Raw genomic sequence first — 24,804 nt, forward strand, 5'->3', positions numbered from 1 at the left:
TCTATTTCTTCGTTTTATTGGCAATCTCCATTGCTCGGTTTGTTCCTTCAGCTGCTTTATCAAGTACTTCTTGTGGGTCCTTTCCTTGATAAAGATCTTCCAATGCAGTGACAATCTGCTGGCGTGATTCCGGGAAGACTGAAATAAGCGCTCCTTGTGTCGCGAGGCCCGGCACTGTGTCTTGCAACTGATCTACCGTTACTTTGTACTGCGGAAATTCCGCCCACTTCTCTTTTACGTTCTCTTCATCATAAGCTTTTGGGTTAATGGCGAAATAGCCTGTATCCAAATGCCATTGTGCCTGCACTTCTGGCGTTGTTAAGTATTTCATGAACTCCCATGCCGCTTCCTGGTCTTTTTCAGCGATGCCTTTGGACATCCAAAGTGAAGCACCGCCAATAACAACACCGTTTCGCTTCACTTCATCCGCATGCGGAATATAGGCAACACCTACGTCAAATGGCGCATTGGTAATGGCTCCTGCTACTCCTGCTGATGAATCCATGTACATAGCAACTTTTCCGGATGCGAATGCTGCGCGAATATCATCCCAGTTCGTTCCGAAGTTACCGAATGTACCAGCTTTGTTCATAGTATCCAAGAAGCTAAAGACATTAAGTCCTTCTGGCCCGTTAAAGAGCGCTTCCGTTGCGTCACCTGAACGACCATTGTCTTCATCGACATATAATCCGCCTTGCGTTGCAACAAGCTGTTCAAAGAACCAACCATACGTCAACATGGAGAATCCATACATCTCACCCTTTTTCAGTTTTGCTGCCGCATCAATTACTTCTGAAAACGTTTCGGGTGCTTTTTCAGGATCAAGTCCAGCTTCCTTGAACGCATCTTTGTTATAGACCATTACCGGCGTCGATGAGTTGAATGGCATCGAATAGAGCTCACCGTCAACTTTATAGTAATTTAAAATATTCTCTTCAAGCTGAGATAAATCATAATTATCTTTGTCGATGAACTTCTGCATTGGCTCAATATATCCGCTGTCGATCATGTATTTTGTACCGACTTCGAATACTTGCGTAATAGCTGGAGCATCTTTTGTCCCACCGACACCACGTAACTTTGTCAGCGATTCTTCATAGGTACCTTGGAATTCGGCTACCACTTCATACTTATCTTGTGAGTCATTAAAACCTTTGACGATTGAATCGAGTGACTCCTGTCCTGTACCGGACATTGCATGCCAAAATTCAATGGACACTTTTTCATCGCTTTCTTCCGTTTCTGTTCCTTCGCTAGTAGCAGGTTTGGACGTTTCGGTCTCATCATCTTTTGTACTACTATCACTGTTCGTACACGCTGCGAGAACGGCCAAACTCAAAATAAGAAGCCAAACGAACGATAATTTCAACATTTTCATCCTACTGAGCACCCCTTTGTCATAATAGTAATCATTATTTTAAAGCACCTTGAGATAAACCTTTCTGCAATTGCTTCTGCCCGATAAATAACAATAATAATGTCGGAATAATTACTACGATAACACCTGCCATAACCACCCCCCATTCAGTTCCCGTTTCTTGGGATTGTAATTGCTTTAAACCGATTTGAACGGTTCGCACAGATGTATTTGTCGTGATAAGTAACGGCCATAAATACATATTCCAAGTCGTTAAAAAGCCATATGCACCAAGCGTGACAAGACTCGTTTTTGAGACAGGCAAAATCACACGTCGGAAAAAGGCGAATTTACTTAAACCAGCAATTTGAGAGGCTTCGTGCAACTCTTTCGGAATTGTTTTGAAATGTTGCCGTAGCAGGAATGTCCCAAATGCCAGTGCAAAAAAGGGTAACGTCAGCCCTTGATACGTATTGAGCCAATCGAGTTTTTGGATTGTGAATTTATTTGGAATCATTGTTGCTTCCCATGGGATCATCATTGTCGATATGAACAGGAAGAAGATGAAATCGCGCCCTTTGAACTGGATGAAAACGAAGGCATAAGCAGCAAGACTACACACCGCCAGTTGCCCAAGCATCACGCTTACGGAAACGATGAAACTGTTCAATAAGTAATTCAACAATGGCAACCTATCAAACACTTTAATATAGTTATCCAAACTAAATGACTGTGGTAGAAACTTCCCCTGCAATAGTTCGGGTCCTGTCATAAATGAAATCAAAAACGCATACATAACTGGAAAGAATACAAGAAAAGATGTAGTAATTAGCAGGAAATAGATCCAAATCTTTTTAGGAAGGCTTGTTGTCATTGGTAATGAACCCTCCTTTCCCCTAGTTTAAATTGAAGAATAGTCACAATCAGAATAATGATAAACAATGTGACTGCCTGTGCACTCGCCGTTCCAAACTGGTAATTGATAAAGGCTTCACGGTAAATGGAGTAAACAATTAGATTCGTCGATGCCGACGGACCGCCTTGCGTCAAAATATCAATCTGTCCAAACGATTGGAACGCATTAATGAGTGAAATAGTAATGATGAAAAATAAAGTTGGTGACAACATCGGAAGCGTAATCCGACGCAATCTGTAAAAATAGCCTGCTCCATCGATCCTGGAACTCTCATAGAGATGTTCATCAATATTTTGTAACCCTCCGAGTAAAATGAGAAACGAAAAGCCGATGTTCATCCAAATCGTCGAAATGGAGACGGATAGAAGTGCCCACTCCGGATCAAGCAGCCACTGTATTTGTGGCAAATTCAGCATGCTCAACATCCGATTGAACATCCCCATACTGGGATTAAACATGAATAACCAAATCACGGATGACGCTGCAACAGAAATTCCCATTGTTGACGAATATACTGTTCGAAAGAATCCTATCCCTTTCAGTTTTTCATTCGCTAACAAGGCAAAAAATAACGCTAAGATGATGCCAATAGGAACTGTGTATAAGACAAACAACCCGGTTGCTTTCATACTATTGAGAAATGCAGTGGACTCTAGTAAATACGTATAGTTTTCAAAACCTACCCATATCGCGGCGTTTCCATTTTGGTCTGTTAAGAAAAAACTTAAGTAAATTGTTCTAAACATCGGATAAAAGACAAACACTGAAAAAAGGACTATCGATGGCAGTAAATAAAGAAGCGCTGTTCTGCCATTCGTCGTCTTTTTCCAGATTCCCGGCTTTTCAAGCGAAGTCATACAAGCACCTCTTTGCCGAATACGAAGTTTCCAAGGTCCGTCGGCTTTTTGATTAAATCACCAGTTCTAGCTTCAAAGAGACAGAATGCGCCGTAGTCAATAAGGATTGGAATTGAATCTCCAATGTCGATATGCCATTGTCCACTCCATTTGGCCATCCATTCATTGGTACCCAATTTAAATGAAAACACGGTTTCATTGCCCAAAATCTCAACGTTCGTTACGACGACATACAGCTTATCCTTTTCTGGCGTATCTTTTAAGGCTGGTCGTAAATGTTCCGGTCGGATGCCCGCAACAAGTTGATACTCAGGGATACCAATAACTTCCTCAGACGGTACGGGCAAACGCAGTATATCTCCAATGACGATTGCTGAAGCTTTTTTATCGACATCGGAATATGCTAAATTCATTGGTGGTGAACCGATGAACGTGGCGACAAATGGATTGGCCGGATTGTTGTAAATATCAATCGGTTTTCCGACTTGTTGGATCTTCCCTTCATGAAGGATCATAATACGGTCCCCCATCGTCATTGCCTCAACTTGGTCATGCGTCACATAAATCATTGTAATACCTAGCTTCCGCTGGATCCGTCTGATTTCCGTACGCATATGAGCCCGCAACTTCGCATCCAAATTAGATAACGGTTCATCCATCAGGCAAATCGGCGATTCACTCACAATTGCCCGGGCAAGCGCAACTCGCTGCCGCTGACCACCTGATAGTTCACGTGGCTTCCTTTTTAAGTAATCGGTGAGCCCCAACATCTTCGCCACTTCAGTTGCCCGTTCTCGCTGTACAGCTTTCTTCACTTTTTTCACATCGAGCCCAAACGTAATATTTTGTTGAACTGTCAAATGTGGATAAAGCGCATAGTTTTGGAATACCATTGAAAGGTCACGCTTATCGGGTGATAAGTGGTTGGCAACCTGATCACCGATTTTAAGCGTGCCACTCGTAATATTCTCAAGACCCGCAATCATCCGGAGCATCGTGCTTTTCCCACAACCGGAAGGACCGACAAGGACAAAAAACTCGCCAGGCTCAATGGTTACGTTTATATTGGAGATAACATCCACTTGTTTATCGTATGACTTTGATAAATTAATAAGCTCCACTTTTTTCATAAATTCAATCCCTTTCCATCAGAAAAACCAATTAAGAAAAGCGCAAGGCGCCGTCCAGCCCCGACAGGCATAAGACGGTTTGCGAGGAGGCGTACTTCAGCCCCCACAGCAAAACGGCTTATGACCCGAGGGGTTGGCGCCTAGAGCTAGACACTGTTCTAAATCAAAAAACAGATACTTTCTTATCTTTTTAAAAGGCGATAAGTTCAGCTCTCTGGTATACCTTTCGATAAAAAGGCGCTATTCCCTTCATTATTAACTGAATCTTTACAAACATTTACATTTACATTTGCCATTCAAATAAGGAGTGATTGCGATGAAAAGAGTAATGGTGGTGCTTCTATTGCTTTTACTGTCATCTGGTTCTACGAAGCCCACTGTTGAACGTGCGTCTTTACCCGATGATGAATTCCTTGTCATCGCCCATCGCGGTGCATCCGCATATGCACCACCTCACACGTTAGCCGCCTATGAGTTAGCTGTGCAAATGGGTTCAGACTATATCGAACTTGATTTACACATGACAAAGGACGGAAAACTCGTTGCCTTACATGACTCCTATTTAATGTTTCAGGATACTGAACAAGCTGTTGCTGATGTGACATTTAATGAACTTCAACTCTATTTGCCGGGTGAGGAATTTAATGAAACGAACCCTCGGTATGCTTCACCTATTTATAAGCAATTGCGCATTGTTGAATTAGAGGATATCTTTCTCCATTTCGGTGACTCGGTCAATTACTATATTGAAATGAAATCGCCCAATAAGTATCCAGGTATCGAAAAAGAACTCCTAAGGCAACTTCGAGCTAATAATCTTCTCTCAAGTGATGATGGTATACCAAAAGTAGTCATTCAATCATTTAGTGAAAATAGTTTGAAGAACATATTCGACATGGAACCATCTATTCCGCTTATCAAATTATATTCATTCGACAAGGAAGCACATCTTTCAAAAAAGAAAGTACGGCAGCTACTAAAGTATGCATCAGGTGTAGGTTTGAACGTGGATTCAGTGACAAAGAAATTTATAGACGCGATGCATAAAGAAGGATTGGACGTCCATCCTTTCACCGTCAACGACGAAAAAACAATCCGTAAACTTATAAAACTTGGAGCAGATGGTGTGTTCACAGATAAACCTGATATCGCCGTTCGTGTAAAAAATGAAGAAAGCAGTTTGGATGCCGACTAGGGTCCAAACTGCTTTTCATATTATATGTTGACTGGGTCTCTAAGTATTGTTTTCAAGACTTTTCCGCTGGCATTCCGCGGGAGTATATCGAGAAATTCGATAGCAGCTGGTATTTTAAAGGAGGCCAGCTGGCTTTTACAAAAATCGATAACTGCTTGTTCAGTAAGCTTATTCCCTTCTTTTAATACGATGTACGCTTTCGCCACCTCTCCGTATATTTCATGAGGAATACCAACGACTGCTGCCTCGAGTACCTCTCGAATGGCATATAACACTTCTTCCACTTCTACCGGATATACGTTTTCTCCCCCGCGGATGATCATATCCTTTTTACGATCCACAATATAAAGCAGTCCGTCTTCATCAAAACGACCGAGATCACCACTGTACATCCAGCCATCTTTTATCGTTCGTGCAGTTTCTTCTTCATTTTTCAAATAGCCTTTCATCACTTGAGGGCCTTTCACAGCGATCTCACCCACCTGACCCGTCGGAAGCGGTTTACCAAACTCATCCATTACCTGTACTTCGGTTTGTGGCAATGGTTCGCCTACAGAACCGATTTTTGACAATGCATGTTGATCTTTTAACGTCGTCGCACCCGGTGAATTTTCCGTCTGCCCATACAAGTTTTGTACGTTGACGTCTGGGAATAATGCTTTCACTTTTTTCACAAGTTCATAAGGCATCGGCGCTGCTCCATAGCAGAGCAGTCGCAAATTGGATAGATCCGCTTTTTCCAGCAACGGCGTATTCAGAAGAATACTGTACATTGCCGGCACGCCAAAGAATATCGTCGCGCGTTGTTGCTCCATCGTACGAATTGTTGCTTCTGGAGAAAATGCTTCCTCAATGATGACCATTCCACCTTGGTAAATGACGGGTATGCTAAATACATGACTTGCCGCACAATGGAAAAGCGGAGCCACAATATGCATACGATCATCCTGATCCATTTCCATCGATTCACTCCATATTTCAGCGATTGCAGCAACGTTTCTATTGGTTAGCATAACGCCTTTTGGCCGACCGGTTGTTCCCGATGTGTAAAAGACGACCGCTGTATCAGCATCTAATGCTTCTCGTCGTTCGGCATGACGGCGTTCACCGTCGATAATCGCTTCGAATTCACGATTGGTAACCATTTTATGTTGTAACGCGGGTAATTTCCCTTCGAGTAAATCAAACACAGATGCCAGCCGCTCATCATAAATGAGTCCTTTCGCTTCTGAATGCGCTAAAATGTAGTTCATTTCCGGTGCAGTTAACTTTGTATTGATGGGTAGCGCTGTAAATCCGCCTATTTGGCATGCATAGTAGCCTATTAAAAAGGAATCCGAATTCATGAGACAAAATGCTAAAATGTCATCTTTCACATAACCTAAATCTTGAAAATGCCCTGCTAGATTCTCAGCTTTACGATAGAATTCCCCGTAAGAAAGTTCTTTTCCATTAAATGATGTAATAACTCTTTCTGGATATGCCTCGGAAATAATCTTCAGTTTCTCTGCAATAAACATCGCCAAGCCCCCTTTAATGTCCCTTGATAATTATTAGATAATTATAAATAGTAAAACACCTTAATGCAAGATAATTGGTAGTAAGTACAAATCCTTTAGTATGTTGAAAATGTATTATAGGATAGTAATAGCCTGATTTCATTATGAATACGACTACATGAGCGGAGATAAAGATTCCCTTAAAGTCCGCTTCGGTGCTTGGGGATGTCTTCGCTTTGTTTTCACCTGTAATCTATGCTCAATATATATAGAAACAGAAAGGGGCGATAAGAGTGGCATCTGCGCTAAATAAAATATTTTGGGGGACACTCCTCGTTTTTCTAGATTTTCATATTAATCATTTCGATATCTTTCCTGATTTCCTTGGTTATCTATTCATCTACCTAGGTTTAGCAGGATTAGTCTCCTATTCGAACCACTTTTCGAAAGCTAAACTTTATGTATTACTACTCGCAGTAGTGTCTGTTCCGTTAATCTACAAATTCGAAGAAACTTTTGTGGGACAGCCGCAACTGACGACAACTACTTTTTTGCTAATGGGCATGTTTACAGTCATCACGCTTATCCACTTGGGATTCGTCTATCACCTTATGCGCGGGCTACTAGAAATCACACAAGAAGTCTCATTCCAACCACTTGAGAAGAAAACGGACCATTTGTTGCGTTTCTATATCATTCTGACAGTCAGCTCGCAAATTATTCCACTTTTTATATTTATCTTACCCGAAGTGGCTTTGTTGCCAATCATACTCGTACTAGCGATTGTGTCCTTTATTGTCGAAATCATGTTACTTGTGTTGATTCGTCAATTTCGGTCAAAAAGCTTAGAACAAGACATGAATTGAAAAAATCCTGTAAGAAGTTATTTCACTTCTTACAGGATTTTTTATAGGGTTATTTATTTACACTAAATCATGCATTCGATACACAAACCGAATGGTACCACCGTTTTTCAATTGGGCCACTTTCGGCAAATCAGCTTTCGCAACCGTACCGATTGTCGCATATCCTCCCGTCGTTTGAGCATCTGCCATTAGAATAATTGGCTGACCATTCGTCGGGACCTGCACAGTCCCAAACTGAGTCGCTTCGCTGACAATGTCTCCACTCTCAATAAACTCAAGTGGGGGCCCGTTGAAATAATACCCCATTCGATCTCCCCCGCGATACGTATAGTTGGAGTTTAGAAATGTATTCACACTCGATTTTTCAAATAGGTCCATATGCGGACTTTTGAACAATTCAATCGTAATGTCTTCAGTATAATTCGGGATTTTATCAACAAGTAAACCACGGTTCAAGCGCTTTTGTTTTAATGAATTCGCATAAAGGAGAGTCTCTTTTTTGACGGTCTCACCAATTAACCCCCTCGGATAACTGGAACTGCTACCCAAAATCTCCTTAACAGCATACCCACCATCCGGAATGATGTACGCAATTGCACCGCTAATCGGTTTAGTAAATGACATCGTTTGCCCTTTCCAAATCTGAAACGTTTTCCAAAGTGGTGCTGGCGTTTCTCCGTCAATCATTGCACCTAAATCTGCTCCTGCAATGACAATTTTATGATCGGTTAATACCTCTATCATTAAGCCGCCTAAGAAAAGTTCTAGCGCATTTGTGCCTTCATCATTCCCAATAATATCTTGGCCTAACTGGAATGCCTCTCTATCCATTGGTCCAGCAACTGGCATACCGAAACGCCGGAAACCGAATCTACCTTGGTCCTGTATCGTAGCATAGACGCCAGATTTTACGACCCGAAATAACGGAATCATATCGCGTCTCCTAGTGCACTAACACGAACATTAACAGACGCCAACGCTCGACGAATTTGACGGGCATGGGACGCCACACCCTGTCCATCGCCATGGAAACAAATTGTATCTGCTTGTAATGAAATCATTTCTCCAGTTATTGTTTGCACCTGCTTGTTTAACACAATATCCATCACTTGTTTTTCAATTTCTTCATATGTATGGAGGACAGCTTCCGGCAATAACCTGGAGCACAATGTACCTTCTGCCGTATACCTGCGATCTGCAAATGCTTCACCCGCCGTTTTTAGGCCGATTTTATTCCCAGCCTGCAATAACTCACTATTACAAAGCCCATATAAATACGCATTCGGTACAGCATCATAAACGGCTTCTGCAATTGCATCAGCAACAGTCCGGTTAATCGAAGCAGTATTATAAAGGGCACCATGCGGCTTCACATGGTTCAACGTAACACCTTGTATGTCGCAAAATTGTTTGAGTGCACCGATTTGATAGACAACTGCATTGTAAATTTCACGGGGGGACATCATCAGCTCTCTTCTTCCAAATCCCTGTAAATCAGGATATCCGGGATGTGCGCCAATTGAAACCTTTTGTCTAGCCGCTTGTTCTACCGTTTTCTGCATAACATTAAAGTCACCGGCATGAAATCCGCACGCAACATTGGCAGATGTTATCGAGCTGAAAAGGGCTTCATCTTCCCCAACCTTAAATTGACCAAAACTTTCACCGACATCTGCATTTAGATCAATTCGCATTATAATCCCTCCTTTACAAACTGCATTATCATTTCAGGTTCACGCGCTAACTCTTCTTTCATCTCATTAAAGGTTTCAAGAGATATAGAACGAAATTTCAATTGATCACCGGCACGTATTAAAAACGGTTCAATGCGTTTCAAACAGTATAGATCGAGTGGTGTCCGCCCAATTATATTCCAACCTCCAGGAGACTCTATTGGGTAAATACCTGTCTGCGTGCCTCCAATTCCTACGGTCCCTTTAGGTACGCTTAATCGTGGCTTTTTCAAACGCGGGACATGGAGTACCTCCGGCAATTCCCCGAGGTACGGAAATCCTGGTAAAAAACCAATCATATACACCTTATAGCTTGTGCCTGTATGTATGGCGATTACCTCTTCACGTGTCAGCCCTGTATGGTTGCAAATCCGCGGTATATCTTCACTAAACAAGGTGTCATAACAGACTGGTATTTCAATGGTACGCGTGTTTACACTCAATATACTGTCAGTTCTGTTCACCCACTTTTTCAGTAATTGTTCAATGATTACACTAGGGTTTACAAGTTCTTTACGATAAAAAACAGTTACCGTTTTATTACTCGGTACGACCTCTTCAAGTAAATGATTCCTGTCACTTTCAACAACCTGACAAAATTGCTGGATTGTGTGATAGATTTCTCGGCTCGTCTCCGGGCCAAAGTCGAAACGTATTGTTTGTTCGTTCATCACCATTGCACGGGGGATAATTTGCTTGTTAGGATTCATCAGCAGATAGCACTTCGATGCATACGGCGACGCCTTTTTTCAAATCTTCATGTGACCAGCTTGGAATTTTGCCATGTTCAATCGCCAATTCATGTGAAGCAGGTATATGAAGAAAACCCGATTTCAACGTTGGGCGTTGTGTTGCTGCATAATACAGTCCTTCATACATGACGTTGTTGCATAGATATGTGCCTGCAGTATTTGAAACTTCAGCCGGCAGCCCTTCTTCTAGTAATCGATTCACCATTGCGCGAACTGGTAGTGTTGACATATATCCCGCTTCACCTTGCGCTTGAATTTGTTCATCAACAGGCGTATTACCATTATTATCAGGCTCGCCGTCTTTCACATTAATTGCAATCCGTTCAGGCGTCATTTTAAAACGGCCTCCCGCAAGCCCCAGTGAAATCACTGCATCTGGTTTTAGCGCTTCAATATGAGTAAGAAGTTGCTCGCCGGATGATTGGAAGTCTACCGTCAATACTTCACTGTGAATTTTGTAATTGCCGATCACTTTGCCATGCAGTTCTTCTACGATTTTCATCGTCGGATTAACAGTGAATTTTAAAAAGGGCTCAAACCCTGTAAGTAAAAGTGTTTTCATCATGATGACCTGCTTTCTTATAATTGGATAGGACGTTGACGACTCATTTTGAGACCTGCCCTTTCTATCTGCACCTGCGCTTGGAATAAGGTATCGATAATCGCCAAATCAAAAACTTTATGCGCATTGATACAGTCCAAAAGCGCTTCTCCATTGACGATTTCATCGGCTGCTTCTGAAATAATATCTGCCGCAACCCATTCAGGATAACGCATAATCCCAACAGATTTATACGTTGGTGTCACAGTTTTTTCTGTATAGAAATGGATTCCTTCCGCTTCTTCAATTGGGAAGATCTCAGGAAGCCACTGATTTCCATATTTAATAAAACGTTGTTGCCAATAGTCATTCTCCACTGCGATTTTGGTATCTTTTATAAATCCACTTACATTGCTAACGATTTTATCCAAATTCCTTTGGTGCAGTAAATGGTTTACCTCCGGAGAAGTGCGGCCAATGCCGTAAATCTTAGCGCTCGGGAGAAAATAGGATACTGGAAATCTAGGTGGACTATTGTAACCTGCAAAAGGTTGAACCCATTCATGTGCTGGTATTCCGTGATCATCAACGATAATGTCCGGTGCCCATTTCCGCATAATTTCGGGGTAAACATTCGCTTCACCAAACATTGTTTTTTGAAAACGAATATGCGCAAACTCCAAACCGACTGCATTATACCTTGCTGCGTGGTGCTTCCATTCGGGGTGTTCATACATTAACTCTTTAACCAGTTCATAACCATCCGGGTTAGCCAATGGTATTACAACAACATTCATTTCCTTATAAAGATCTTTAAATTGAAGATCCAAATTGTCTACTAATTCCAAGATGGCAGGTATACTCGAAATTTCATTCGCATGATGGCCTGCTTCTATAAATATTGTCTTTTTCATTAATGTCATTTTCAATGTGGATTCAAATACTTCACCTGTCGGCTCATAACACTCGATGACTGGAATGGCATGTCCATTATAAGAATGAGCCGGATAAACTACCTTGTAACTTTTTTGTTCTTTTAACCACATATTTACCTCTTCGTGAATATGTTTAGTCGGTAAATTAAATTGTTCAATTCGCTTGCAAATCACTTTGTTATCTACATTCATTGACGCTTGGTCAAAGGCACCATCAGCAGTAAATGTTACACTGGAAGTGGTTACATCTACGGTATGTTTATCATCCCATTGATAGATACGAATCCTCGCTTCCGGTTTCTCCCCTATGCGTACATGCATATAGGGATGGACGCCACCGGGTGCATTAAACGGTTTACCTTCTACTTCAATACCCATTTGCGCAAAATAGTCGAGCGTATTAAAATACAAATCCTCATGTAATGCTTCAAGTGATGAAATCCGTTCTTCATCAACCGGAAGTTTCTGTTCTTCTTCACTCATCCAGACGTCAAGTTCAATCCGATCAAATAACGGTCGTACATGCCCTTGTCCTTCATTGTAGAGTTCAACAGATTTTCGTAGTTTCGGTAAAATTTCTTCCGTATAATAGCGGTAAAATTGTGCCCGATCTGTTTCGATGATTTGTTCTTCAATTACCTCACCATGACGAATGATACGGACCGCACTTGTTGATGGATAAACAACATGTTCACCATCAACATAGTTCATTTTCGATACAGGTACTTGCAGCTTGCCAAGTAGTTTTTTTACGTTATTCTGTAACATACCGTACACGGCGTAAGTACCTTCTAATTCGCTATTTAAGGTAAATGTAACATCATCAGCACGGATAGCCGTTATTTCTTCGATGTATCTATCAATCGGATAGATTTCTTGAATCCAACGTATTGGTAACTCCAAAGCTTGTGCACGCTCTTCTTTTTGTACTTCAATGACCAGTTCTCGGATGTCCTCAGCTAGTTCCGAAATCAGTTCTTCCTGTATCCAATGAAACCCCGTTTTAAATGACGATCTAACTCGGATTGAGTTCATTGCAGGATAATCCGACTTCAATTGTACAGCCAACTGTTCACGGATTTCACGCGGCTCAGATAGATACACTTCAACATCCGCATGTTCTAAGTTTGCTGAAGATTGCATTGCACGTATCACACGTTCAATCTCCCCTTCATCCGACCAACTTTCTTCTATTAATAATGGGGACTGTGGCTTGTCATCAATAACGTGTTGCTCCCAGTGACCAAATGCACCGCCCTCACTCCAATGGTTGCTTTCTGCCAATGTGCGAAGGGCATTCGGTACATCTGTTTTCGTACCCGCCAATCGAATTCGATTCTTTTCTTCCAACGTCAATACTGATTGCTCTCCGGATGCAACTGTAAACTGGATATGTGCCCCATCCTGTCCAGTTAAAGCGTGTTGGATTTCAGTGCTATGTAAAGCAGTTCTTGCCGCAAAATGACACAATTCTTTCAACAATAATGTTGTCATCATCTGCTCTTCTACTGTGATTTGTAAGCTAAGTGTCCTAGTTGGTGAGGCTTCTGTATGTTGACCAAAACCTGAGAAACTCCAGATGTCACTTATGCTTTCAACATCAGTATAAAAATGTTCGTTCTTTTTATCCGTTAAATCAAACTCACCAAATGCTAACTCTCGTAACAATGACGACAGTTCCTGTTCATTTTTAAAGGTTAAGACCAGTTTTCCATCCAAAAATGTAGCCGTTGTCGTTTCTTCTGAATGCTCAAATGACATCGTCACTTTCTGTCCAACTTCTTCAAAAAACGTAAATGACAGCGCTGTTGTTTCAAACCCCGCTCTTGCGCAAAAATCGATAAGTCCTTCTGGCAATAAGCCTTCGGGTAAATCAATGAACAAAGATATACCATCCACGACGCCGTCTCTATTTTTATCAACAAGCATGCCCTCTAGTGACCATAGTGCGGAAATCTGACTCATTTGCTCATCCCCTACATTTTCATATTCGGATCATACTTATCGCGAAGCCAATCTCCAAGTAAATTAAAGCCAAGCACTGTTAGCATAATTGCTATACCTGGAAATACGGATGTCCACCATGCCGATGTTATGTAGTTTCGGCTATCTGCAAGCATACCGCCCCATGACGGAATCGTTGGATCTACACCTAGACCAAGAAACGTAAGCGATGCCTCGAGTAAAATGAACTCTGCAATATACATTGTTCCCAGTACTAAGATAGAGGACATAACGTTCGGTAAAATATGTTTCCGTATTATTGTAAAGTTTGTTCCTCCAATTGCCTTTGCTGCATGAACGAATTCCTGCTCTTTCAACGAAATAACTTGACCCCTAATTAGTCGAGCAAAACCTACCCAATATGTTATTCCTAAAATAATAATAATCTTCCAAACGCCCGTCCCAAGAACACTCATAATTACGATAGCAAACAAAATGAATGGGAATGCGAGTTGAATATCTGCAACACGCATAATTAAATCATCCAACCATTTACCAAAGAATCCTGAAATTAGCCCCATTATTGTACCGATAACAAGGGATATTAAGACCCCAAAAAATCCAACCATCAATGAAATTCGTGCACCATAAATGATGCGGCTAAATAAATCCCGGCCAAGCTGATCAGCTCCAAGGAAAAACGTTGATTCTCCTGAAGGATCGGCCCAAAATGGAGGATCTAATCGAGAGGTCAGACTTGCTTTAGACGGATCGAACGATACAATCCACGGAGCGAATAGTGCCGAACCGACCGCTAGAAACACTAGAATCATTCCAACAAAGCCAGCAGGGTTTTTCTTAACAAAACGGAAAAAACGTTGCAATATTGTTTTCTCTGGACGCGTTTCAACTTCTTCGATTTGCAACTTTGTCATGATTTACCACCCCTTCCAGCTTTAATCCGAGGGTCTATCAATGTATAACTTAAATCTACAATTAAATTAACAACAACCATGATAATCGCAAGGAAAATCACTCCACCTTGAATGACCGGATAATCTCGTTGATTGATGGCATCAATGATTAAACGTCCGATGCCTGGCCACGAAAATACTTGTTCAACAATAACCGTTCCACCAAGTAATGAACCGAACTGTAACCCTAAAAATGTAATTGTCGGCAATAAAGCATTCCGGAATCCGTGTTTGATAATGACGGACCATTCACTAATTCCTTTCGACCTCGCAGTTGACATATATTGCTGATTCATCACTTCCAACATTGATGATCGGATTAATCTAGCCAAAATACCCGATAAAATCATTCCGAGTGTAATTGACGGCAGGATAAGTGATGAAAGACCATCGAATCCTGAAGACGGCAACCATTTTAAATTTACAGCAAATATCAAAATCAACATTATCCCAAGCCAAAAGTTAGGGAAAGATATACCTATTAATGAAAATATTCTTCCAAAGAAATCAACAGGTGTTCCACGTTTAACAGCCGATATTATTCCAACTGGAAACGCAATCAAAACCGCAACAATTATTCCACCAAGTGCTAACACTAGTGTAGCCCCAAGCCTTTCAAAGATTAATCCTATAACCGGTGTGCCGCTTCGGAATGATTCACCAAAGTCCAATGTGACTATACCTTTAAGAAAAATACCATATTGCACGTACAATGGTTTATCCAATCCGAGTGCAGTTCTGACTTCGGCTATCGCTTCTTTAGATGGTTCACCTGCTGAAAACATGACGGACACAGGATCCCCGGTCAATCGTATTGAGAAAAATATAATAATGGAAATAGCTAAAACGACTAGAACTGTATGAAATAGCCTCCGGGTAAGGTATGCAATCATTTTCTTTCCTCCGTCCTCTTTAAAAGAAAGAGATAGTATGAGGACCATACTATCTCTATATGAATTGGTTATTGCCTAGCGGTAACCAGCTTATTTGACAGTAACTTCTTCAAGACGCATACGATCTTCATGCGGTGGTTGGAAGTTTTCCAAACGCTCGTTTACTGCATATAAATCTACTGCTTGATACAAGTTCACTTCAGGTGCTAAATCATACAAGAGTGTTGTCAATTCCATGAAAATTTTATGTCTCTCATCTTGGTCAACTGTTGCTCGCTGTGCAGCCAATAATTCTTCTACTTTTTCATCTTTAAAAGATGGGTTCCATTGTTCGCCTTCGTGGTACATTAAGTACGCTGTATTATCGAAGTCCAATGTCCAACCACCCCAGCCTTGGCGGTACATATGGCCAGCTTTACCGTTTGGAATTAAATCTGAAATTAATGTTGTATTATCTACACTGTTTATATTCATTTTCAATCCGACTTCTTCCAGATAAAATGCAACTGCCTGTGTGATTTCTTTAAAGTTTCCATCATTCCCAGGAATGAATACATCTAGTTCTGTTCCTTCAGCAACTCCAGCTGCTTTTAACATTTCTTTTGCTTTTTCAGGGTCATATGCATACGGTTTCAAATCTGGATTATTACCAAATGACAATTCACTTTGATACGTACTGATTGGAATACCATAGCCACCTAGAATTTCTTCAATAATTTCATCTTTGTTAATTGCGTAGTTAATCGCTTGTCTTACTTCTTTTTTATCAAGAGGTGCATTTGCTGTATCAAAACGTAAAGAGAATACAGTCGGTGTTCCAACTTCTTCAAGCTTTAAAAAGTTTGTGTCTTTCACTGTTTTTGTTTGCGCAACTTCAACACGTTTCATAATATCAATTTTTCCTGTTTGCAGTTCTGCAAGTCGTGTAGAAGCTTCAGGTATAATTTTGAAGGTTACTTTATCAAGTTTTGGAAGTCCTTCTTTCCAATAGTCTTCATTTTTCTCCAGAACTACTTCTTGATCACGCTTATAACCTGTCATTTTAAATGGACCTGTACCTACCGGTTTATCATTAAACTCTTCATCTGAAACTTCTGTCACATAACCTGGTGGTACAATGACTGCTCCATATCCGGCTAGTTTGGTAAGCAAAACTGGATCTGGGGAATTCAACTTCATTGTAATTGTGTATTCATCTTTTACTTCGACAGAGTCAATAGAGGTATAGTTTGAATACTGAGGCCCTTTTTGTCCCTCTTCACCCAGTAAACGATCGAACGTAAACTTCACTGCTTCTGCATTGAATGGTTCTCCATTATGAAACACAACGCCTTGACGTAATTTGAACTCTAGCGTACTGTCATCTAAGTATTCCCAGCTTTCTGCAAGTCCCGGTTGCAACTCCAAATCAAGATCCCTTTCTACTAGTCCTTCGAATACTGATATTGCAACAGTACTCCAGTCTAGCAAGAACGTATCGATAGGATCCCAACTTTGTGGATCGCTATTAATACCAACGACTATTTCATTTCCGCGATCAGCCGCGGGATTCTTCCCATTAGCTTCTTTCTTAGTTCCTTCTGTTTTGTCATTTCCGCCGCCTGAACAAGCTGCTAACACAAGCATTACTACCAATAACAATGAAACAACTAGATTTTTATTCTTCGTCATAATTTCTCCCCCATACTATGATTTTTTAAGTGCATTTCTATACGGATACAGATCGGTATAGCCTATTTTCTCCGATATATTTGCCGCTGCATCCCAAAGAGATTGTAAGAAGTGATTCGCGTTCTCTTTAGGCAGGGATACAGGAAACCCTGCAATACTGATTGAGTATTCTACCTCGCCATGACGATTAAATATTGGAACTGCAATCGAAACAGTTCCTTCTTCAAGCTCCGACAGACTATAAGCGTATCCTTCACTTCTAACTTGCTTAATCAAGGACCATACTTCTTCTGCCGACTTTGGAGTCTGGCTGGCATAATTCGTAAGAGGCATTGATAATATCGCGTCTATTTCTTCATCTGGCAAAAATGATAGTAATGTCCTCGTGCATGCTCCTGCATAAAGCGGGGCATGTCTGCCGACACGCGTGTACAATCTAACTGGCCGAGTGCTTTCCACTTTTTCAATGTAAACGCCATTATTATTTTCCCGTGTAATCAGTTGAACAGCCTCATTGAACTGCATTTGCAATTGCCGCATAAAAGGAAGTGCAATATTTCTTATTTCCAAACCGCTTGCCACACGTTCGCCTAGCTGTAGTAACTTCAAACCAAGCGAATAGCTGTCACCATCTATTATGGCGCCGTTCCTTTCAACAGGTGTCCGCTGTAAGAAACCTGCCTCTACCAATGTCCTCAAAAGTCTTAGTGCTGTTGGTTTCGGAATTTCTGTATAAGCTGAAATTTCATCTAACCGCCAGTAGGGATGATCTTCTGTAAATAAATCAAGCAATTGCAACCCTTTTTCCATCGTTTTACTCATACATGCTCTACCTCGGCAGTCTTGTATAAATGACAAGAAACTGAATGATTTTCATCCATAAGTTGAAGTTCCGGCTTCACCGTTTTACAGACCTCCATACAAGAAAAACATCTTGGATGGAATGTGCAGCCATTCGGTGGACTCGCTGGACTCGGAACATCCCCCCTTAAAATAATTCGTTCTTTTTTCTGAAGTGGGTGCGGACTAGGAAGCGCTGATAACAAAGCTTTTGAATAAGGATGCAGTGGATCGTCGTATAACTTATTCTTCTCTGAAACTTCCACCATCTTACCTAAATACATAACACCAATACGATCACAAAAATGCTTAATGACGCTTAAATCATGGGATATGAAAATATAAGTCAAGCCAAATTCTTTTTGTAAGTCTTTCATAAGATTCAATACTTGTGACTGGATAGAAACGTCCAATGCGGAAACCGGTTCATCCGCTATAATGAGTTTTGGTTTTGAAATTAAAGCACGTGCAATTCCAATTCGTTGACGCTGACCACCCGAAAATTCATGCGGTAATCTTTTCAATTGTGCCTGTGATAACCCGACTTGGTCAGCAACTTCAAGCACGCGTCTATGCCTTTCTGCTTTATCCGTTATACCAAAATTGATTAACGGTTCTTCAATAATCTTATAGACACGCATTCTTGGATTTAATGATGCATACGGATCTTGAAAAACAATTTGGATATCTTTCCGCAACTTTCGCATTTCATCTTTATTAATATTCGTAATATCTTGTCCTTGGAAAAAAATTTTCCCTTCTGTCGGTTCCATCATTCGCATGATTGTTCGGCCAGCTGTACTTTTACCACAACCCGACTCACCAACAATTCCGAATGTTTCACCCTTCTTCACGTTGAATGTAATTCCATCTACCGCTTTTACATGTTGTGTCGTCGTGTTGCCAAATACTCCCCCTTTAATGGGGAAGTATTTCTTCAAGTTTTCAACTCGGAGTAGTTCTTCCCGTTCAATCATTTGGTCATCACCTCCAGTTTTGCTTCATCATATAACCAGCATCTCACTTTGTTTTTATTTTCAGTTTCAATTAGCGGTGGGCTTTGTGTACATCTTTCATGGACCATTGAGCAGCGTGGTGCAAAACGACACCCACTCGGCATACTACCTGGTGCAGGCACCATTCCTGGAATAGAAGATAGATATTCTTGTTGTTCATTAATATCAGGCAATGATGCAAGCAACCCTTTCGTATAGGGATGCTTCGGCTGATCAAATAAATCGACAATTTTTGCCTCTTCTATAATTTCTCCCGCATACATAACGATGACACGGTCACACATTTCAGCAACAACGCCCAAGTCATGTGTAATTAGCACAATTGACATATTCAACTGTTGCTGCAGTTTTTTCATCAGTTCCAAAATCTGTGCTTGAATCGTAACGTCCAATGCGGTCGTAGGTTCATCCGCAATTAAAATTTCCGGATTACAAGACATGGCAATCGCAATCATTACACGCTGACGCATCCCACCTGACAACTGGTGTGGATATTCATCCAGCACTTGTTCAGGTCTCGGTATTCCCACTAATTGCAACATTTCAAGCGCACGGGCTCTCGCTTGCTTTTTATCGATATTTTCGTGATTTAAAATCATTTCTATTATTTGCTTTCCGACTGTATAGACCGGATTCAAGGAACTCATCGGTTCTTGGAAAATCATCGATACTTTCTTCCCTCTAACTTTACGCCAGTCCTTTTTACTGAAGTCTTTAAAATGAAGATCATTCAAATGGATATCCCCACTTTGCCATTCAACTCCCGGTGGCAGCAATCCCATAAGTGAAAGCGCTGTCATACTTTTTCCACAACCTGATTCACCTACGATTCCAAGCGTCTCACCTTCATTCAATTGAAAACTAATTCCATTGACAATCGCAGTCTTTATTCCATCATCTTGAATACCAACTTGTAATTTATCTACTTCCATTAATGTTCGAACCATTAATACACCCCTCAATGGTTTCATTATTTGAAACGCAGTTTCATTTATCTGATTCTTAACATTGTAACTATAATTCCGCCACTTCGCAATAGTCTTTCAATATTTATTTATTCACATTTTCTGGATACGATTGTATACGGTCGGTTACCTCTTCACACAATAAAAAAAGCTGAACTCTTGTGAGTCAGCTTTTTTCACATCTGTTGATTAACCACTTTTATTGCATAAGTTACTTGTAAGGTAGGCGCAAAATTCTTCATTTGGACTAGTACGTTTTCTGCTCGCTTTCGGCTAAATTAATCACGACAGTTTTACTGAGGAGAAGAGGAGGGTTGCCTGTCGCGTATCTACAACGTTTAAGTGAAAACTGCAGTTGTTTAAAAATTAAGAATCGATTACTTTTCACAGAAGTTATAAGTGCCCGAAGATACAATTTCGGGCACTTTTGCATTTTCTACAATGCGTTCCTTACTTATCTTTCAGCAAAATCACACTTGTTATTACGTGATATCCTGTAGAAATTAACATTTCCTTAAAATAAAAAAGAAAAACCATAGAGAAGGAGTAAGCAGCCAAAATTGTATTTTTGACTGCCTTTATCCAACTAAGAAGCTAACTATTCTTTCATCCCAAAAAGCTTTAGAACTTCGTGTACTTATACCTTTGGAGAACGACGGATGAACGACCACCATGCGATTATCGAAAAACAAGATCTATGGGGATGCGACTGCGTCGCATCCCCATAGATCAAAATATCTCGGTAATCGGATAAGAGTCGTTCAATCCAAAGTGATCTAAAAGCAACTGTACACTGAACGCCTAGTGTTTGATAAGGTTTCTTTCCATTTGATTCAAACCTGTTTTTTCAACTTCCAGATCTCTGTCGCATAATCTTGGATTGTTCGGTCGCTGGAAAATTTTCCTGAGTGAGCGACATTCGTTACACTCTTATGGAGCCAGGATAATTTATCACGGTACGTTTGCTCCACTAGTTCATGAGTTTCAAGATAAGGTTCAAAATCTTTTAAGACAAAATAAGGATCATTTTGGGATAGAATATTGTAATAAATGTCTTTGAACTCAATTTCATGCGATCCAAATTCACCCTGATTTAATTGATCTAAAATCCGGCTAATCCTGTCATCCGTATTGTAAATATCCGTAGCATTATAACCGCCATGTTGATGGTAATTCAATACTTCATCCGCTTTTAAACCGAAAATGAAAATATTTTCATTGCCAACAGCCTCTTTAATTTCAACATTTGCACCATCTAGTGTACCAATTGTTAAAGCGCCGTTCATCATCATTTTCATGTTGCCCGTACCTGATGCTTCCTTACTCGCAGTTGATATCTGTTCACTAACATCGGCTGCTGGTATAATTTTTTCAGCAAGGCTAACATTATAGTTTTCTAAAAAAACAACTTTTAGTTTACCCTGAATAGCCGCATCGTGGTTCACAATCGAGGCGACCTTATTAATAAGCTTGATTACTTCTTTCGCTAAATGGTAACTAGGTGCGGCCTTTGCTCCGAAAATAAATGTGCGAGGAATCATATCTAGATTTGGATTTTCTTTTAATTCATTGTATAAATAAATAATGTGGAAAATATTAAGTAACTGACGTTTATATTCATGAAGCCGTTTAATTTGTACATCAAAAATTGATTGATCATCCACTAAAATACCCGTGCGCTCATGAATGAGGTTCGCTAATATTTGCTTATTTTCATGCTTCACTTGATGAAATTTCTCTAAAAATGAAGCATCCTTCGAATATTTTAATAAGCTAATAAGCTGTTTGGGGCGTTGTATCCACTGTGGACCAATTGACTCTGTTATAAGTCCCGATAATTTAGGATTTGCTTGCAACAGCCAACGGCGATGGGTGATTCCGTTCGTCTTATTGTTAAAACGATCCGGGAATAGTTCATAAAAATTCTTCATTTCCTTTTCCTTTAAAATATCCGTATGAATTTGCGCGACACCATTCACACTGAAGCTCCCAACAATTGCGAGCCGTGCCATGTGGATTTGCTCATCAGCGATAATGGCTAGCTCCGGAATTTTCTCTCTAAGCTCCTGATGATCAAACCAGAGTCCTTTGCAAAAACGCTCATTGATTTCATCAATAATCATATAAATACGCGGAAGTAGATGCTCCATCATGCCTTTAGGCCAGGTTTCAAGCGCTTCACTCAATGTTGTATGATTCGTGTAGGCAATTACTTTCGTCGTTACTTCCCAAGCACTGTCCCAACTGAAGTGCTCTTCATCCATAAGTATTCTCATTAGTTCAGGGATTGCTAAAGTTGGGTGCGTATCGTTCACTTGAATAACCACTTTTTCAGGTAAATACTTCAACGATTTTTGATGGTTCTTTTTAAAGTCCTTAATGATATTTTGTATACTGGAAGAAACAAGGAAATACTGTTGCTTTAAGCGCAACTCTTTTCCTTCATACTTCGAATCGTCAGGGTATAAATATCCTGAAATTTGTTCAATCGAATGCTTATGATCAAGATCATGGTAATAATGCATTCCTTCTTCTGATGAGCCGTCCCGATCTCTACCAACTGATTCTGCACTCCAAAGACGAAGTGTATTGATCACTTCATTTTTATAGCCAACAATAGGAATATCATAAGGTATCGCCATTACCTTATCTGTATTTTCATGTTTAAATTCAATATTTCCATCATTCCGCTGAAACATATGTACGTTTCCGTGATAATGAATGCAAATAACTTCGTCTTCTTTTCGTGTTTCCCAAGCGTACTGATCCTTTAACCAATAATCCGGAAGCTCAACCTGGTTACCATGGATAATTCGCTGTTCGAATAACCCGTAACGATAACGTATTCCAAAACCATGTCCAGGATATTTAAGTGAGGCTAATGAATCGAGAAAGCAAGCCGCTAATCGGCCTAACCCGCCATTCCCTAAACCAGCATCATGCTCTTGGGCATAGATGTTATCAGGGTCGAACCCTAACTGCTTCAGCGCCTCATTCGATTGTTCAAGCATTCCACAATTAAGCAGGTTACTTTCAATTAAACTGCCCACTAAAAACTCCATCGATAAATAATAAACTTGTTTACAGCTTTTCTCGTTATATCTTTTTTTAGTCGATTGCCAATGCGGTAGGATCTCCTCATTGACAATTGAAGCAATCACATAATAAATTTCTTTATTGGTCGCACCTGCTACTTCTTTACTTTTGTTTGTTTGTAATTTGCTTATGATCCGCTCTTTAAACTCATCCACAGTTAGTTCAAGCAAGATTCTGCCCCCTATACACTTATTGTCGTTAACTGGTCATAAATGGTTGCATAATCTCGAGCTGAACTCTTCCAACTGAACTGACTTTTATTCACATTTTTCACCACTACCGGCCACTGAATAGGATCATGATAAATTCTTAAAGAATAGCGTAAGGTAGCCAATAAATCATCAGCATTGTAATTTGTAAAACTAAATCCATTTCCTTCACCAGTTAGTTCGTTAAACGGTAGAACTGTATCCCTCAATCCCCCTGTCTCCCGCACAATTGGTACCGTTTTGTATTGTAAGGCAATGAGTTGGGCTAATCCACAAGGTTCAAACTTTGAAGGCATGACAAAGAAATCGGCACTTGCATATAATTGTCGCGCTACTCCTTCATCAAAAGCCAACAAGGTCACAAGTTTATTGGGATGACTCTCAGCGGCTTCCGCAAAATACGTTTCAAATTCTTCATCCCCGGTTCCTAAGACTATGAATTGAACATCTTCGTGGAGAAAATCATCTAAAATATGTTGAACAAGATGCAAGCCTTTTTGTTCAACAAGCCGAGTAATAATAATGTAGAGCGGCTTTTCAGCTATGATTGGCAATCCTAGTTTTTCTTGAAGTATAAGTTTATTCTCCTTCTTTTTAGCTCTTGAAGAACGGTAGTTAACTGCAATTGCCGGATCCGTTTGAGGATTATAATCTTTAGTATCAATACCATTAAGCACACCGATTAAATCAGCGGACCGTTCCAAAAGAAATGGGTGAAGTTCTTCCCCATAGTAAGGATCTTTTATTTCTTCTCCATAACTCGGACTAACGGTTGTGATTTTATCTGCATGAAACAAGCCGCTTTTCAAACAGTTCAGCATTCCATTCCATTCAAAACCACCGATATGCTCCCGTGACATATCAAAGAAATCCTCAAATATGTCGATTGGCATCAGCCCTTGGTACTTAATATTATGAATTGTCATGACCGTTTTCATATCGAATATTGGCTGAATAATTTTAGCAAGAGCAACAGCCATACCCGCTTGCCAATCATGTGCATGGAGTACGTCCGGTTTAAAATCTAGATGGGCTAATGCTTCAATAACAGCACGACTAAAAAACAAAAATCGTTCACCGTCATCGTAATACCCGTATACCCCTTTACGGGTGAAATAATACTCATTTGAAACGAAGTAATAAATGATATTGTTATGTTCTAATGAATACATACTTGCTTCCGAATTACGCCAGCCAAGCGGTACATTAAAGCTCATGACATACTCCATTTTATCTCGCCATTCTAGCGGTATTTCATCATAAAGTGGAAGAATCACTCGCACCTCGACTCCTTCATTCTCTTTCAATGCTTGTGGAAGTGACCCGATCACATCTGCTAATCCACCGGTTTTAATAAAAGGTGTGCATTCCGAAGCTACAAATAATACATTTCTCATATGAAATCTTCCCTTTCC

General features: G+C 40.4%; 20 protein-coding genes. 2 read left to right on the forward strand and 18 right to left on the reverse strand.

Annotated features, from left to right (window positions below):
* Position 1 precedes the first annotated feature (1 nt).
* Genes ACGLYD_RS14645 through ACGLYD_RS14660 form a run of 4 tightly spaced genes read right to left on the reverse strand, consistent with a single transcriptional unit; the run spans position 2 to position 4,260 of the window.
* Positions 2-1,378 carry an ABC transporter substrate-binding protein gene (locus ACGLYD_RS14645; RefSeq protein WP_370569909.1) on the reverse strand — a complete coding sequence of 459 codons (1,377 nt, stop codon included), beginning with the start codon at positions 1,376-1,378 and terminating at the stop codon, positions 2-4.
* 34 nt (positions 1,379-1,412) lie between these two features.
* Positions 1,413-2,231 carry a carbohydrate ABC transporter permease gene (locus ACGLYD_RS14650; RefSeq protein WP_067212201.1) on the reverse strand — a complete coding sequence of 273 codons (819 nt, stop codon included), beginning with the start codon at positions 2,229-2,231 and terminating at the stop codon, positions 1,413-1,415.
* A complete protein-coding gene (locus tag ACGLYD_RS14655) occupies positions 2,228-3,130 on the reverse strand; it encodes a carbohydrate ABC transporter permease (RefSeq protein WP_067212202.1) in 903 nt (300 codons plus the stop codon). Before ACGLYD_RS14655 ends, ACGLYD_RS14650 begins: the two co-directional genes overlap by 4 nt.
* On the reverse strand, positions 3,127-4,260 hold the full coding sequence (locus ACGLYD_RS14660) for an ABC transporter ATP-binding protein (protein ID WP_187045645.1): 1,134 nt from the start codon (positions 4,258-4,260) through the stop codon (positions 3,127-3,129). The genes ACGLYD_RS14655 and ACGLYD_RS14660 overlap by 4 nt, the downstream gene beginning before the upstream one ends.
* A 316-nt stretch (positions 4,261-4,576) precedes the next feature.
* Between ACGLYD_RS14660 and ACGLYD_RS14665 the strand changes: the two genes are divergently transcribed.
* Positions 4,577-5,455: a glycerophosphodiester phosphodiesterase family protein gene (locus ACGLYD_RS14665; protein WP_399628751.1), complete on the forward strand. Its 879-nt coding sequence runs from the start codon at positions 4,577-4,579 to the stop codon at positions 5,453-5,455.
* A 20-nt stretch (positions 5,456-5,475) separates the two neighbouring features.
* Here ACGLYD_RS14665 and ACGLYD_RS14670 read toward each other — a convergent pair whose 3' ends face one another.
* A complete protein-coding gene (locus ACGLYD_RS14670) occupies positions 5,476-6,975 on the reverse strand; it encodes a class I adenylate-forming enzyme family protein (RefSeq protein WP_399628754.1) in 1,500 nt (499 codons plus the stop codon).
* 272 nt (positions 6,976-7,247) lie between these two features.
* On the opposite strand from ACGLYD_RS14670, the gene ACGLYD_RS14675 reads away from it, so the two are divergent.
* Positions 7,248-7,820 carry a hypothetical protein gene (locus ACGLYD_RS14675; RefSeq protein WP_187045648.1) on the forward strand — a complete coding sequence of 191 codons (573 nt, stop codon included), beginning with the start codon at positions 7,248-7,250 and terminating at the stop codon, positions 7,818-7,820.
* 57 nt (positions 7,821-7,877) lie between these two features.
* On the opposite strand, the gene ACGLYD_RS14680 is transcribed toward ACGLYD_RS14675, so the two are convergent.
* From ACGLYD_RS14680 to ACGLYD_RS14740, 13 genes are all read right to left on the reverse strand, one after another.
* On the reverse strand, positions 7,878-8,753 hold the full coding sequence (locus ACGLYD_RS14680) for a biotin-dependent carboxyltransferase family protein (RefSeq protein WP_399628757.1): 876 nt from the start codon (positions 8,751-8,753) through the stop codon (positions 7,878-7,880).
* Positions 8,750-9,517, reverse strand: coding sequence for a 5-oxoprolinase subunit PxpA (locus tag ACGLYD_RS14685; RefSeq protein WP_342539701.1), 768 nt, complete (start codon positions 9,515-9,517; stop codon positions 8,750-8,752). Before ACGLYD_RS14685 ends, ACGLYD_RS14680 begins: the two co-directional genes overlap by 4 nt.
* Positions 9,514-10,263 carry a 5-oxoprolinase subunit PxpB gene (pxpB, locus tag ACGLYD_RS14690; protein ID WP_399628759.1) on the reverse strand — a complete coding sequence of 250 codons (750 nt, stop codon included), beginning with the start codon at positions 10,261-10,263 and terminating at the stop codon, positions 9,514-9,516. The genes ACGLYD_RS14685 and pxpB overlap by 4 nt, the downstream gene beginning before the upstream one ends.
* Entirely contained in the window at positions 10,253-10,867 is a 615-nt protein-coding gene (locus tag ACGLYD_RS14695) for a pyroglutamyl-peptidase I (protein WP_187045651.1), read from the reverse strand. The genes pxpB and ACGLYD_RS14695 overlap by 11 nt, the downstream gene beginning before the upstream one ends.
* A gap of 17 nt (positions 10,868-10,884) precedes the next feature.
* Complete coding sequence (locus ACGLYD_RS14700) at positions 10,885-13,746, reverse strand: M14 family metallopeptidase (protein WP_399628762.1); 2,862 nt, start codon at positions 13,744-13,746, stop codon at positions 10,885-10,887.
* Between the two features lie 11 nt (positions 13,747-13,757).
* Positions 13,758-14,660, reverse strand: coding sequence for an ABC transporter permease (locus ACGLYD_RS14705; RefSeq protein ID WP_187045653.1), 903 nt, complete (start codon positions 14,658-14,660; stop codon positions 13,758-13,760).
* A complete protein-coding gene (gene nikB, locus ACGLYD_RS14710; protein WP_399628766.1) occupies positions 14,657-15,592 on the reverse strand; it encodes a nickel ABC transporter permease in 936 nt (311 codons plus the stop codon). The genes ACGLYD_RS14705 and nikB overlap by 4 nt, the downstream gene beginning before the upstream one ends.
* 90 nt (positions 15,593-15,682) lie before the next feature.
* Positions 15,683-17,263: an ABC transporter substrate-binding protein gene (locus tag ACGLYD_RS14715; RefSeq protein ID WP_399628769.1), complete on the reverse strand. Its 1,581-nt coding sequence runs from the start codon at positions 17,261-17,263 to the stop codon at positions 15,683-15,685.
* A gap of 15 nt (positions 17,264-17,278) precedes the next feature.
* Complete coding sequence (locus ACGLYD_RS14720; protein ID WP_338655411.1) at positions 17,279-18,085, reverse strand: IclR family transcriptional regulator; 807 nt, start codon at positions 18,083-18,085, stop codon at positions 17,279-17,281.
* Positions 18,082-19,080, reverse strand: a complete 999-nt coding sequence (locus ACGLYD_RS14725; RefSeq protein ID WP_338655410.1) for a dipeptide ABC transporter ATP-binding protein — start codon at positions 19,078-19,080, stop codon at positions 18,082-18,084. Before ACGLYD_RS14725 ends, ACGLYD_RS14720 begins: the two co-directional genes overlap by 4 nt.
* Positions 19,077-20,066: an ABC transporter ATP-binding protein gene (locus ACGLYD_RS14730; RefSeq protein ID WP_338655409.1), complete on the reverse strand. Its 990-nt coding sequence runs from the start codon at positions 20,064-20,066 to the stop codon at positions 19,077-19,079. Before ACGLYD_RS14730 ends, ACGLYD_RS14725 begins: the two co-directional genes overlap by 4 nt.
* A gap of 851 nt (positions 20,067-20,917) precedes the next feature.
* A complete protein-coding gene (locus ACGLYD_RS14735) occupies positions 20,918-23,350 on the reverse strand; it encodes a glycogen/starch/alpha-glucan phosphorylase (RefSeq protein WP_067212224.1) in 2,433 nt (810 codons plus the stop codon).
* An 11-nt stretch (positions 23,351-23,361) separates the two neighbouring features.
* Complete coding sequence (locus tag ACGLYD_RS14740) at positions 23,362-24,786, reverse strand: glycogen synthase (protein ID WP_399628774.1); 1,425 nt, start codon at positions 24,784-24,786, stop codon at positions 23,362-23,364.
* Positions 24,787-24,804: the final 18 nt, after the last annotated feature.

The sequence above is a fragment of the Sporosarcina sp. SG10008 genome (genome assembly GCF_044569405.1).
GTDB classification, from domain to species: Bacteria; Bacillota; Bacilli; order Bacillales_A; family Planococcaceae; genus Sporosarcina; species Sporosarcina psychrophila.

Coding starts and splice junctions, on each gene's coding strand:
- ACGLYD_RS14645 (WP_370569909.1), bottom strand. CDS start 1,378: ATGAAAATGTTGAAATTATCGTTCGTTTGGCTTCTTATTTTGAGTTTG.
- ACGLYD_RS14650 (WP_067212201.1), bottom strand. CDS start 2,231: ATGACAACAAGCCTTCCTAAAAAGATTTGGATCTATTTCCTGCTAATT.
- ACGLYD_RS14655 (WP_067212202.1), bottom strand. CDS start 3,130: ATGACTTCGCTTGAAAAGCCGGGAATCTGGAAAAAGACGACGAATGGC.
- ACGLYD_RS14660 (WP_187045645.1), bottom strand. CDS start 4,260: ATGAAAAAAGTGGAGCTTATTAATTTATCAAAGTCATACGATAAACAA.
- ACGLYD_RS14665 (WP_399628751.1), top strand. CDS start 4,577: ATGAAAAGAGTAATGGTGGTGCTTCTATTGCTTTTACTGTCATCTGGT.
- ACGLYD_RS14670 (WP_399628754.1), bottom strand. CDS start 6,975: ATGTTTATTGCAGAGAAACTGAAGATTATTTCCGAGGCATATCCAGAA.
- ACGLYD_RS14680 (WP_399628757.1), bottom strand. CDS start 8,753: ATGATTCCGTTATTTCGGGTCGTAAAATCTGGCGTCTATGCTACGATA.
- pxpB (WP_399628759.1), bottom strand. CDS start 10,263: ATGAATCCTAACAAGCAAATTATCCCCCGTGCAATGGTGATGAACGAA.
- ACGLYD_RS14695 (WP_187045651.1), bottom strand. CDS start 10,867: ATGAAAACACTTTTACTTACAGGGTTTGAGCCCTTTTTAAAATTCACT.
- ACGLYD_RS14700 (WP_399628762.1), bottom strand. CDS start 13,746: ATGAGTCAGATTTCCGCACTATGGTCACTAGAGGGCATGCTTGTTGAT.
- ACGLYD_RS14705 (WP_187045653.1), bottom strand. CDS start 14,660: ATGACAAAGTTGCAAATCGAAGAAGTTGAAACGCGTCCAGAGAAAACA.
- nikB (WP_399628766.1), bottom strand. CDS start 15,592: ATGATTGCATACCTTACCCGGAGGCTATTTCATACAGTTCTAGTCGTT.
- ACGLYD_RS14715 (WP_399628769.1), bottom strand. CDS start 17,263: ATGACGAAGAATAAAAATCTAGTTGTTTCATTGTTATTGGTAGTAATG.
- ACGLYD_RS14720 (WP_338655411.1), bottom strand. CDS start 18,085: ATGAGTAAAACGATGGAAAAAGGGTTGCAATTGCTTGATTTATTTACA.
- ACGLYD_RS14725 (WP_338655410.1), bottom strand. CDS start 19,080: ATGATTGAACGGGAAGAACTACTCCGAGTTGAAAACTTGAAGAAATAC.
- ACGLYD_RS14730 (WP_338655409.1), bottom strand. CDS start 20,066: ATGGTTCGAACATTAATGGAAGTAGATAAATTACAAGTTGGTATTCAA.
- ACGLYD_RS14740 (WP_399628774.1), bottom strand. CDS start 24,786: ATGAGAAATGTATTATTTGTAGCTTCGGAATGCACACCTTTTATTAAA.